Genomic DNA, 12,488 nt, shown 5'->3' with positions numbered 1-12,488 from the left:
TGACAGTGCTATACAGCGTGCTATAATAAACATTGAGTCTAATTGATAATAGTTTTCAGTACGAGATTCTCAATTAGATTTAAATAAATGACAACGGGGATTCCAATGAAGAAACGTTACTTATTTGTCGCACTTATCATCCTTTCACTCCTTTCGTTATTTGTAGGAGTGAGCAATATTTCACCGTTGGACCTGCTTGATTTTAAATCGGAGGAAACTGAAGTTTTCTTAATCAGCCGCGTACCACGACTTGTTGCCATTTTACTCGCAGGAGCCGGAATGAGTATAGCAGGTCTTATTATGCAACAGTTGAGCCGGAATAAATTTGTTTCGCCGACAACAGCAGGAACACTTGACGCAACAAGGCTAGGAATTCTTGTTTCGATGCTTTTATTTGCAAGCGCATCGACAATCGAGAAGATGATTGTTGCATTTGTATTTGCGCTAGCCGGCACGCTATTATTTATGCAAATACTCAACCGGATTAAGTTCAAGGATGCGATTTTTATTCCGCTAGTTGGACTCATGTATGGAAGTATTTTATCATCAATCACGACATTTTTTGCTTACAAAGCAAATGTCATCCAAAACATGTCGTCCTGGTTGCAAGGTGATTTTTCGATGATAATGAAGGGCAGATATGAACTTCTTTACTTAAGTATCCCAATTTTACTCATTTCTTATCTTTACGCAAATCGATTTACAGTTGCAGGAATGGGAGAAGACTTCTCAAAAAATCTTGGACTTGCTTATAAGCGAGTCGTTAATGTGGGACTCATACTCGTTGCACTTCTGACGACGTCCGTTGTTTTAACTGTTGGTATGATTCCTTTCTTAGGGTTAATCATCCCAAATATTGTATCCATCTTTAAAGGTGATCACTTAGAGAAAACATTGCCACATACCGCATTACTCGGGGCAATATTCCTCTTAATATGTGATATTTTAGGTAGAGTGCTCATTTATCCTTACGAAATCTCGATAAGTCTAATGGTCGGCGTTATCGGTAGCGGAATCTTCCTATATTTGTTGTTTAGGAGGAAGGCCTATGCGTAACACCACTAAGCTTTACATATTGACTGGGATTTCAGTTTTTCTCTGCGTATTGTATTTGTTCCAAGGTTTGAATGGCAGTTTCGATTACGCATTACCACGTCGAGCGATAAAAGTGCTTGCTATGGTCATTACTGGAGTTGCGATTGCTTACTCGACGGTTATTTTCCAAACGATTACGCATAATCGGATTTTGACACCGAGTATTATGGGATTGGATTCACTTTACTTATTGTTACAGACAGTACTTATTTTTGCATTAGGTTCAAACCACGTTACATTGATGAATAAACAAGTCAATTTCATATTATCGGTCGCTGCGATGATTATTTTCGCATTGCTTCTCTATCGTTTTTTATTCAAAGGCGGGAAACAACCGATTTATTTTTTACTTCTCGTTGGGATCATCGTAGGTACATTTTTCGGAAGTATTTCAACCTTTTTACAAGTACTTATTGACCCGAATGAATTTATGATGGTTCAAGATAAAATGTTCGCAAGTTTTAACAATGTCAATGGTGAACTCGTATGGTGGGCACTTGGTATCGTCGGGGTAACGTTAATTGTTGGTTGGAAATCGTTAAATGATTTGGATGTACTCTCACTTGGTAGGGACACTGCCATTAACTTGGGCGTATCTTATGATAAAGTCGTTAAGAAAATATTGATTTTGTCTTCAATTTTAATTGCAGTATCTACAGCGCTTGTTGGTCCGATCACTTTTTTTGGACTCATTGTTGCAAACTTGTCTTATCAATTCTTTAAAACATATAAACACTCGGTTCTCATCGTAGGAGCTTCGTTAATGAGTGTTGTTGCTTTAGTCGGTGGACAGTGGGTCGTGGAACGAGTCTTTACTTTCTCTACGACGCTTAGTGTTATAGTCAATTTTGTCGGTGGCATTTACTTTATTTACTTATTATTAAAGGAGAGTCGATCCACATGATTCAGGTTCGCGAATTATCGAAGTTTTATGGTAAAAAAGCGGTCGTTGAAAAAGTGAACGTGAACATCTACCGAGGAAAAATTACTTCTTTTATCGGCCCGAATGGTGCAGGGAAATCGACACTACTTTCAATGGTAAGTCGCCTTATGGATTCAGATACAGGTGAAGTCATCGTCGATAAAGACAATGTAAAGAAGATGAATTCCAATGAGTTTTCTAAACGCGTAGCGATTTTAAAGCAAGCGAACTATATAAATGTTCGGTTAACAATCCGAGAGCTTGTTTCTTTTGGACGATTTCCGTATTCAAAGGGCAGGCTGAACACTGAAGACATCCGAATTGTCGAACAGGCAATGGATTATGTTGGGTTGATGGATATGCAACATGAGTATCTCGAAGAGTTATCTGGTGGGCAACGCCAGCGCGCTTTTATCGCAATGGTTATTGCACAAGATACGGATTACATCTTACTTGATGAGCCACTAAATAACCTGGATATGAAACACTCTGTTCAGATAATGAAAATCCTAAGACGACTAGTTGACGATCTTGGAAAGACGGTCGTCATTGTACTTCATGATATTAACTTTGCTTCCGTGTACTCAGACCGCATTGTAGCTTTGAAAAATGGTCGTATCGTCAAAGATGGACCGACAAATGAAATTATTAATTCAGATGCATTAAAGCAAATTTACGATATGGACATCCCAATTAAGAAAATAAACAATTGCAATATCTGTATGTATTTCAACTCTTAAAAATAAAAAGGATGGTTATGATGAAGAAAATTTCAATAGTAATGATGATGTTTGCTCTAATGCTTGTACTTGCGGCATGTGGTGGGAAAGCTGAAACGGCACCCGAGACTTCAGGAAATGATGATGCAAACAGTTCAAAAGATGAAGTGGAAGAAGTAAAAGATGATGCGACAGAAGAAGCTACTACTATAGAAATTACGCATGAACTTGATAAGAAACCTGTAACGGTAAATAAAAACCCTGAAAAAGTAGTAGTCTTTGACTTTGGTACACTTGATACATTTGAAGATCTAGGAATTGAAGTTGTAGGTTTACCACAAGCAAATATACCTGAGTATCTTAAAAAATATGAAGATGCCAAATATACAAATACGGGGAGTCTTAAAGAGCCTGATTTTGAAGCGATTCATACTTTACAGCCGGACCTAATTATTATTTCTGCCCGTCAGGCGGATATGTATGAAGAATTCTCGAAAATTGCACCTACTGTATATGTAGGTATTGATAATGCGAATTATATGGAATCATTTAAGGCAAACTTAGAAATGATTGGTGAAGTATTTGGTAAAGAGGACGAAGTAAAATCTGAGCTCGCTGAAATTGAAGTACAAATCGCTGCCATTCATGAAAAAGCTTCAGTAGTTGAAGAGAATTCTTTGATTGTACTAGGAACTGAAGGAAAAGTAAGTGCTTATGGTCCGAGTTCTCGTTTCGGTATCATTCATGATGTATTTGGATTCAAAGCTGCAGATGAAAAAATTGAAGTATCTACGCACGGTCAAAACATTACGTTTGAATACATCATGTCAACAAACCCAGGGATTTTGTTCGTAGTTGATAGAGACGCTGCTATTGGCGTAGAATCCAGTGTGAAAGAGTCTCTTGAAAATGAACTTGTTCAAAAAACAGACGCATATAAAAACGAAAAAATGATTTATCTAAATGGGGAATACTGGTACATTTCAGGTGGCGGATTGCTTTCGATGAAAGAAATGATAAAAGAAGTAGAAGCCGCATTATAATCTGAAAAACGAAGAAAATCGGTCCGTTATTGGGCCGATTTTTTGATTGAAAAAAAGTTTGTCTCCTTTTAGTGTCTAGCGTATAGTAATCTTAGGTAGAATTACATTAAAGTACATATAAGGGGTAGAACAAATTGGGGAATAAGAAAGAGGGTATATCAAGAAATAAATTACTTGGAATTGCGGGCACAGGTTGGATGTTTGACGCGATGGACGTAGGAATCCTTTCGTTTGTGATCGCTGCAATCGCTGTAGAGTGGAATCTGACATCGACTCAAATGGGTTGGATTGGTAGTGTGAATTCCATTGGTATGGCTTTTGGTGCGTTAGGCTTTGGACTATTAGCTGACCGAATTGGTCGTAAAAATGTGTTCATGATAACCTTAGTATTATTTTCAGTTGCCAGTGGGCTATCGGCGTTCACCATGTCGTTAACGGCATTTTTGATTTTACGCTTCTTTGTTGGTGCAGGGCTAGGCGGAGAGTTACCGGTTGCATCTACGTTAGTATCTGAAAGTGTAGATGCGAAGGAGCGCGGCAAGGTTGTCGTTTTGCTTGAAAGCTTTTGGGCGGCAGGTTGGTTATTAGCTGCACTTATTGCCTACTTTATTATTCCCTCATTTGGCTGGAGGGTTGCACTTATCATTACGGCACTTCCAGCATTTTATGCAATCTATTTGAGGCGAAACTTACCAGATTCTCCGAAGTTTATAGAAGATGGAGAACCTAAACAATCGACACTAGAAAAGATGGCAGCTTTGTTATCTAGAACGTATGTCAAACGAACAATCATGTTATGGATTGTTTGGTTTACGGTTGTTTTTTCATATTATGGGATGTTCCTTTGGTTGCCGAGCGTCATGGTACTTAAAGGTTTCACGATGATTAAAAGCTTTGGTTATGTCTTGTTGATGACGTTAGCTCAACTCCCAGGTTATTTTTCTGCAGCGTGGTTAATTGAGCGAGCGGGAAGGAAGTTTGTCCTCGCTACATATATGTTGGGTACAGCAACGAGTGCGTATTTATTTGGCAACGCCGACACATTACCGATGTTGCTATTATTTGGAGCATTGTTGTCCTTCTTTAACTTAGGAGCTTGGGGAGCGCTCTATGCTTATTCTCCTGAGCAATATCCAACGTCGATTCGTGCAACTGGCGCAGGCATGGCAGCGGCAATTGGGCGAATTGGCGGGATTTTTGGACCGCTACTTGTTGGAACATTGTTAACTGCTGGATATGAGTTTGGCGTTATCTTCGGGATCTTCAGTGTATCGATTGTTATTGGAGTATTAGCGGTTGTTTTCTTAGGAACCGAAACCAAACAGTTAGAATTGGAATAAAGAAACGTTGGGTTCTATTCACGCACTTCATTATGTTCACAATAGGAATTATTTTTAGTAAGGCAACCCAGTTAGAAGGTGATTACCAGTACCTCTAATTGGGTTGTTTTTTATTTACCTGAAACTTAATCAATGATTGGTTCGTAAAAGATAAAAAGGGGGAATGCAAGATGTCTGTTAGAGAATTTAACGTAAATATATCGCCAACAGAGGCAATGGGGATTATTAAAAATGAGGTAATACAAGGGAGCATATCGGGTACACTTGTCGATAGTTATGTGAGAACTGTCGATGAGTACCAATTTTTTGTATTCATCTTGGAAAAGTATTATATGCGGTCGAGTAATCGTGCATCTTTAACGGTAACAATTGATAATTTTGACGGGGAAACGAAAGTACATGCGGTTGCATCAGGTGGAGGGGAAGGCGTATTTTTCCGTTTCGACTGGGGTGCTAGCGCAAACTTTGCGGGCAGTGTTGAAAAGGCATTAAGTAATCATATCGTAAACACTAAATAAGTTTAGGTACCGTGAGCGAAGAAATCGGAGGTGTGTATATGTTTCAAATTCCTGAATCACTTGTTGTGCTTGGAAAGAAAAGAATCGAAGGATACCCTGTAGAAGGGTTTTTAGTCGGGGGAGGACCAGAAGCCCCTGAGTTGATGTTAATCGGAGAAGCTCCAGGAGAATTTGAACTTGTAGATGGCATTCCATTTATCGGTAGGGCTGGTAAAGAACTGATGAAGTCCTTGGCAACAATCGGTCTAACCCGAGAAGATGTATACATTTCAAGTGCAGTCCGAAGTCGTCCTTATCGGCGGGGAACAAAAAAAGAACGGGATGGATCGACAACGGAACGCAAATACAATCGCCCGCCGATTCAAAAGGAAATTCTCGCACATGCACCTGTACTCGATTATGAACTGTCGAATATTAAGCCGAAGTTAATTGTTACATTAGGAAATGTTGGCTTACAACGGTTATTGGGTAAAGAAGTAAAGGTAACTGAAATCCATGGTCAATTGTTAGAAAGGCAAGTTCAATACTTAGAAAATTTAGATGACACGACTTTTAAATGGACAAAGGATACACATCGAATCGTTCCTACTTTTCATCCGGCGTCCGTTTTCTATCGCCCTTCACATAGACCTTCCCTTGAAGCAGATTGGTTAGAGATTGGGCGTATTTTGAATAAGTTATAACAAAGGTTTACTAAGAGGTAAAACGGAAAAGGTGAAGTGGATGGAAACAAATACTAAAAAGAATCAGTCAACGAAGAATTTTTTTGCACTGATTAGACAGTTAAAGTGGCCGATTGGTGTTACGATTACCGCGTTGATTCTTTCGCTCGCTGAAACAATCACCGGACTAATTGTTCCGCTTATTACAAAGGATCTCGTAGACACGTTAGAGAGTGCGCTATTCAATTGGAAAACAGCAGCACTTCTATTTGTTATTTTTATTGTTCAAGCAATTACAGGTGGCTTTTCCTATTACTTGTTAACCTATATTGGAGAAACGATAGTGGCTGATTTACGAGGGAAGTTGTGGAATAAAGTTCTTAGGCTACCCGTTCCATATTACGATGCCAATGAAACCGGTGAAACGATGAGCCGGATTACACAAGATACAACAACGCTAAAAACTCTTGTGACGAATCACCTTGTTACATTTGTCTCCGGGTTAATATCTATTGTTGGTTCAGTCATTATCCTCTTTTTTATTGATTGGAAAATGACCTTAATCATGCTGATTAGCGTTCCGATTAGTATGGCGATTATCATACCTCTTGGTCGAATTATGCACAAAGTAGCAAAGGCAACACAAGCGGAAATGGCTTCTTTTTCCGGGCACCTTGGCAGGGTTCTTGGGGATATTCGACTTGTAAAAGCTTATGGAGCTGAACCTACGGAAGCGAAGCGCGGAGACAAAGCGATTCGATCTCTGTTTGGTTTTGGTTTGAAAGAGGCTAAAATACAAGCTGTTATTTCACCAGTGATGACGTTAATTATGATGAGTATTTTAGTCGTTATTCTTGGTTATGGAGGCTCTCAAGTATCACGTGGTGCATTGTCAGCGGGTGCCCTTGTGGCAATTATCTTTTATATGTTTCAAATTATCATACCGTTTGCCCAGATGGCTTCCTTTTTTACATCATTCCAAAAAGCAGTAGGTGCAACGGAACGAATCCAAGATATATTAGAAATGGATAGTGAAAAATCGGAAGGCCAAGCGAGCATTTCAGAGGGAGTCATTGGGTTTAATGATGTGTCCTTTTCATATGAATCTGGAAAAGAAGTGTTAAGGGATCTTACTTTTGAAGCGCAACAAGGAACAGTTACAGCTTTTGTAGGTCCGAGTGGTGGAGGGAAAACAACGGTATTTTCTTTGTTGGAAAGGTTTTATGAACCAACAAGTGGGGAAATAACTATTGGACAGACTCCTATTCATAAACTGGCGCTTTCAGATTGGCGAGCGAAGATTGGATATGTATCGCAAGAGAGTCCCTTACTAAGCGGAACTATTTTTGACAATATTGCGTATGGGTTAGATCTGAAGCCGACGATGGAGGAAGTGAGAAAAGCTGCTGAAGCGGCCAATGCACTTGAATTTATCGAAGGAATGTCCCATCAGTTCGACACCTTAGTAGGTGAGCGAGGGATGAAGTTATCGGGTGGACAGCGGCAGCGAATAGCTATTGCAAGAGCACTTCTTTACAATCCTAAAATTCTATTGTTGGATGAAGCGACTTCGAACTTAGACAGTGGTTCTGAAACCCATGTGCAAGAAGCGCTTGCGCGGTTAATGGAAGGCAGAACGACGTTAATAATTGCACACCGTTTAGCAACGGTCATAGATGCGGACCAAATCATTGTGTTGGAAGCAGGCAAGATTACAGGTAGTGGTACACATGCGGAATTGATGGGGAAGCACCTATTGTATAGTGAATATGCATCAGGTCAAGGATTATCGTAAAGGAAGGGGTGAGGAGATATGATTCGATTTGACAATGTGAGAAAAGAATTTCAAGATGGTACTGAGGCATTAAAAGGTATATCTGTGACAATACCAGCTCATAAATTGACTGCAATTATTGGACCGAGTGGTTGCGGAAAGACTACCCTAATGCGAATGATTAATCGACTGGAAGTTCCAACAAGTGGAGAAATAACGATTGATGAACAGCCAATATCTGAAAAAGATGAAGTCGAATTAAGACGTTCAATTGGTTATGTAATCCAACGCATTGGCCTTATTCCACATATGACAATTCGCGATAATATCGGATTGGTTCCTGAACTTCTGGGCTGGGAAAAAGAAAGAACGGATAGCCGCGTTGATGAACTTCTGAGATTGGTAGATTTAGAGCCTACTATTTTTAAACAGCGGTATCCATTTGAATTATCAGGTGGACAGCAACAACGCGTTGGAGTAAGTCGAGCGCTTGCTAGTAATCCCGAAATCATTTTAATGGATGAGCCATTTTCAGCACTCGATCCAATTAGTAGGGAACAATTGCAAGGGGAATTGAAGAAGTTGCAAACAAAAATTAAGAAAACAATTGTTTTTGTTACACATGATATGGACGAAGCACTAAAAATTGCAGACGAAATTATTATTATGAGAGACGGAAAAATCGAACAAATGGCGACGCCAAAAGCACTAATCGAACATCAAGTAAATGATTTTGTGCGTGATTTTATTGGCATGGAGCGTATTGAAAGACAACGTGATTTTGGACGCAGAAAGCTGGTGGAATTTGAACGGTTTTACGATGAATTCTGGAACGGTGAAGTAGTGGAAATAGAATCGACTGCTGAAGTAGATGCGGCCATCTCGATTCTTGATAAGAATCCAATGAGCCGACTTGAGATTAAAAAAGATGGGGAAATATTAGGATACATAGGGCACCACTCTTTATTGCAGGCAGCAATGCTGGAACGAAAGGTGGGGCAATCACTATGAAAAATTTTATTGAAACGGTTAGCAGTCGGTCAGATTTGGTATTAGGCGCTTTACTTGAACATATTTATCTTTCATTTGTTGCACTTGCAATTGGTCTACTCATTGCTCTACCACTTGGCATTCTAGTTGCGAGGTATCGACGCTTTTCTGAACCGATTATTGGAATAACGGCTATTTTACAAACGATACCAAGTCTTGCGTTGTTCGGGTTTCTAGTACCACTGATTGGGATAGGGTCGAAAACTGCACTTATTGCTCTCGTAATTTATGCATTATTACCGATTGTTCGAAATACATATGCCGGATTGACAGGTGTAGATGAGTCCATTATCGATGCGGGGCGCGGAATGGGAATGACGCCCAATCAAATATTGAAAAAAATTGAATTTCCAATTGCTTTACCCGTGATCATGGCGGGGATTCGAACGGCTACTGTCTTAACGGTAGGAATTGCGACTCTTGCCACATTTGTAGGGGCAGGTGGTCTAGGGGATGTGATTTACCGAGGGTTGCAATCGTATAACAATTCACTTGTGCTCGCAGGAGCAATTCCTGTTGCTCTCCTTGCAATTGGTTTTGACTTTATCTTAAAGAGGGTAGAGAAGAAAGTAACACCAAAAGGGTACAAACAAAACTAGGGGGTATTTCATTTGAAGAAAAAATTAGCTTTACTTCTCATTTCGACAGGGTTATTGCTTGCCGCATGTGGAGGAAAAGATGAAATTGTCATTAGTGGTAAGCCTTGGACGGAACAATTCATATTGCCTCATGTATTAGGTCAATATATTGAAGCAAATACGGATTATAAAGTGAGTTATAAGGATGGTCTAGGTGAAGTAGCCATTATGACTCCTGCTATTGAAAAAGGCGACATCGATTTGTATGTAGAATATACAGGGACAGGCCTTAAAGATGTGTTGAAAGAGGAGTCAGAACCAGGTGAAAGCTCAGAAAGTGTATTTGAGCGTGTTAAAAAAGGATATGAAGAAGAATTTGAAGTTACATGGCTTGAGCCTCTAGGATTTGAAAATGGCTATACATTAGCGTATCTGAGTGGAAGTGACTTCGAAGCTTCTACATATTCGGATCTTGTAACGATTTCATCCGAACGCGAATTAGTATTCGGTGCACCCCATGCATTTTATGAACGCCAAGGGGACGGTTTTGATGATTTAGTCACTGTATATCCCTTCGATTTTAAAGATACAAAGAGTTTAGATCCCAATGTAATGTATGAGGCTGTAAAAAATGGAGATGTAGATGTTATACCAGCGTTTACAACCGATAGTCGTATTCAGTTATTTGAGATGTCTACTACGAAAGACGATAAGGGATTTTTCCCGAAATATGATGCTGCGCCTGTTGTTCGTCAAGAAACGTTAAAAAAGTTTCCTGATTTAGAAAAGACCTTGAACAGTCTTGCAGGTAAAATTACGGAAGAAGACATGTTGAAAATGAATGCTCGCGTAGATTTAGATAAAGACAAACCAGAAGATGTTGCTAGAGATTTCCTTATTGAAAAAGGATTAATACAGAAGTGAAAAGAGGATTCCTACACACCCTGTAGGAATTCTTTTGATTTCCCCGCATATTCTGTATGATTTTATTGAAATAAAGGGAAGAATGGAATAGAAACGGAGGCGGATTCCTATGTATCAACCGATAGATCAATCATTTTTTGAAGCGCCAGTTTTAGAGCTTGCAAAAAGTTTAGTAGGAAAGTACATTGTCCATGAACATGAAAAGGGTCGGCTTGTCGCTCGAATTGTAGAAACCGAAGCTTACCACGGACCAGAAGACCAAGCAGCACATAGTTTCGGCAATCGAAGAACGAAGCGAACAGAAGTTATGTTCAGAGAACCTGGCCTTGTCTATACATATCAAATGCATACGCATACGCTGATGAATGTCGTTAGTGGGCCTATAAATACTCCACATGCGGTTTTGATTCGCGCAGCGGAACCGATCGAAGGATTGGAGCAAATGAAAAAAAATCGCGGCGAACACTTGAAAATGAAAGATTGGACAAATGGACCTGGTAAGTTAACAAAAGCCCTTGGAATTACAATGGAATATTACGGTCACCATTGGACAGAAAAACCACTCTTTATTGCCGAAGGGGATGAAATAAAGGAAATCGAATCGGGACCGCGCGTTGGTATTGGAAATTCAGGCGAAGCTGTCGACTATCCATGGCGTTTTTATGAAAGGTATAATGAGTATGTCTCAAAATATAGGTAATGCAATGTTGACGCATTGAATACCCTTAAGATAAAGAAATGATTTGGGGGATAAAATGAGAGTCATACAAATAGGAAGCGCATTTATAGGCATCATTGTAGGTGCTGGATTTGCATCTGGACAAGAGATTCTAAAGTATTTTACAAGTTTCGGTTATTTGGGAACGCTTGGAGCTATTCTTTCAACAGCGTTATTTGCGTATTTGGGCATGACGCTTACACGCTTGGGAAGTCGAATGCGTACAACATCCCATAAAGAGGTTATCTACACAATAAGTGGCCGATATTTAGGAATGATTGTGGATGCCATTATCGTTTTCACATTGTTTGGTGTCGGAGTTGTGATGATTGCAGGGGCGGGTTCAAATTTGCATCAGCAGTTTGGACTTGAACCTTTTATAGGCAGTCTAGTACTAGTAGGACTCGTACTGGTCACGATTATGTTAAACGTCGAACGAGTGGTTGCCATCATTGGGAGCATTACTCCTTTTCTCGTACTGACGATTGTTTTGGTTGCGATTTATTGTCTTGTAACATTGGAAACACCTTTTAGTTTACTTAATCCAATTGCCTTAGCTGTAGAAACCCCATTACCAAACTGGTTCATTTCTGCAATTAACTACGTGTCCTTTAACATTGCTGTTGGTGCTTCGATGGCACTCGTAATGGGTGGGGCAGAGGAAGATGAACGAATCGCGTCTTGGGGTGGATTTATAGGAGGACTTGGTCTCGGCATTTTAATCTTACTAAACCACTTTGCACTTTTCTCTAAAGTAGATGAGGTTTCTTCATACGCCCTTCCGATGTTAAAGATTGTTGATGATCTATCACCCATACTTGGCGTGCTCATGTCCTTCATCTTGTTTGGAATGATTTACAATACGGCTGTCAGCATGTTCTTTGCTTTTGGTGCACGATTCATGAGCACAGGTACAACTAAATTCAAGGTATTTGTCTGCCTAACATTAGTTGTTGGATTTGTTGCAAGTTTTGTAGGGTTTACTGATTTAGTAGAGTTATTCTATCCAATTATAGGGTATCTAGGATTGTTTTTAGTCGTAACATTAGTTTTCGCCTCGATAAAACCTCCACAAAAAGTCTTTAAATGAAACCAACAAGATTGATTGTAAAAGGTCATTCAAAACTAGGTTTTCTAAATAGCAT

Annotated in this window: 13 protein-coding genes; all 13 read left to right on the top strand. The window is 39.6% G+C overall.

Translation table 11 applies throughout. The annotated features are described in order from the left end of the window. The first annotated feature begins 105 nt into the window (after positions 1 to 105). The 13 genes from ACXYMX_RS08240 (at position 106) to ACXYMX_RS08180 (ending at position 12,433) form a co-directional block, all read left to right on the top strand. The gene (locus ACXYMX_RS08240; RefSeq protein WP_459043771.1) at positions 106 to 1,056 is read left to right on the top strand and encodes an ABC transporter permease; all 951 of its coding nucleotides are present in this window, start codon (positions 106 to 108) and stop codon (positions 1,054 to 1,056) included. After that, positions 1,049 to 1,999: an iron chelate uptake ABC transporter family permease subunit gene (locus ACXYMX_RS08235; RefSeq protein ID WP_459043770.1), complete on the top strand. Its 951-nt coding sequence runs from the start codon at positions 1,049 to 1,051 to the stop codon at positions 1,997 to 1,999. Before ACXYMX_RS08240 ends, ACXYMX_RS08235 begins: the two co-directional genes overlap by 8 nt. Then, positions 1,996 to 2,757, top strand: a complete 762-nt coding sequence (locus ACXYMX_RS08230) for an iron ABC transporter ATP-binding protein (RefSeq protein ID WP_459043769.1) — start codon at positions 1,996 to 1,998, stop codon at positions 2,755 to 2,757. Before ACXYMX_RS08235 ends, ACXYMX_RS08230 begins: the two co-directional genes overlap by 4 nt. Positions 2,758 to 2,777: 20 nt before the next feature. Next, the gene (locus ACXYMX_RS08225; protein WP_459043768.1) at positions 2,778 to 3,779 is read left to right on the top strand and encodes a siderophore ABC transporter substrate-binding protein; all 1,002 of its coding nucleotides are present in this window, start codon (positions 2,778 to 2,780) and stop codon (positions 3,777 to 3,779) included. Positions 3,780 to 3,976: 197 nt separating this feature from the next. Further along, positions 3,977 to 5,119, top strand: a complete 1,143-nt coding sequence (locus ACXYMX_RS08220; protein ID WP_459043807.1) for an MFS transporter — start codon at positions 3,977 to 3,979, stop codon at positions 5,117 to 5,119. A gap of 170 nt (positions 5,120 to 5,289) precedes the next feature. Continuing rightward, positions 5,290 to 5,637 (top strand): DUF6054 family protein, encoded by a 348-nt coding sequence (locus ACXYMX_RS08215; protein WP_459043767.1) that lies wholly within the window; start codon positions 5,290 to 5,292, stop codon positions 5,635 to 5,637. 38 nt (positions 5,638 to 5,675) lie between these two features. Next, the gene (locus tag ACXYMX_RS08210; protein WP_459043766.1) at positions 5,676 to 6,320 is read left to right on the top strand and encodes a uracil-DNA glycosylase; all 645 of its coding nucleotides are present in this window, start codon (positions 5,676 to 5,678) and stop codon (positions 6,318 to 6,320) included. A 40-nt stretch (positions 6,321 to 6,360) separates the two neighbouring features. Beyond that, positions 6,361 to 8,094, top strand: coding sequence for an ABC transporter ATP-binding protein (locus tag ACXYMX_RS08205; protein WP_459043765.1), 1,734 nt, complete (start codon positions 6,361 to 6,363; stop codon positions 8,092 to 8,094). An 18-nt stretch (positions 8,095 to 8,112) separates the two neighbouring features. Continuing rightward, positions 8,113 to 9,084, top strand: a complete 972-nt coding sequence (locus ACXYMX_RS08200; RefSeq protein WP_459043764.1) for an ABC transporter ATP-binding protein — start codon at positions 8,113 to 8,115, stop codon at positions 9,082 to 9,084. Then, on the top strand, positions 9,081 to 9,722 hold the full coding sequence (locus ACXYMX_RS08195) for an ABC transporter permease (protein ID WP_459043763.1): 642 nt from the start codon (positions 9,081 to 9,083) through the stop codon (positions 9,720 to 9,722). The genes ACXYMX_RS08200 and ACXYMX_RS08195 overlap by 4 nt, the downstream gene beginning before the upstream one ends. Positions 9,723 to 9,734: 12 nt before the next feature. Further along, entirely contained in the window at positions 9,735 to 10,625 is an 891-nt protein-coding gene (locus ACXYMX_RS08190) for a glycine betaine ABC transporter substrate-binding protein (protein ID WP_459043762.1), read from the top strand. Positions 10,626 to 10,734: 109 nt separating this feature from the next. Beyond that, the gene (locus ACXYMX_RS08185) at positions 10,735 to 11,325 is read left to right on the top strand and encodes a DNA-3-methyladenine glycosylase (RefSeq protein ID WP_459043761.1); all 591 of its coding nucleotides are present in this window, start codon (positions 10,735 to 10,737) and stop codon (positions 11,323 to 11,325) included. A gap of 55 nt (positions 11,326 to 11,380) precedes the next feature. Further along, entirely contained in the window at positions 11,381 to 12,433 is a 1,053-nt protein-coding gene (locus tag ACXYMX_RS08180; RefSeq protein ID WP_459043760.1) for a YkvI family membrane protein, read from the top strand. Positions 12,434 to 12,488: the final 55 nt, after the last annotated feature.

The organism is Sporosarcina sp. CAU 1771, from assembly GCF_054482775.1.
Note: the sequence above shows the minus strand (reverse complement) of the source record. Positions and strands in the feature narration are given on the sequence as shown.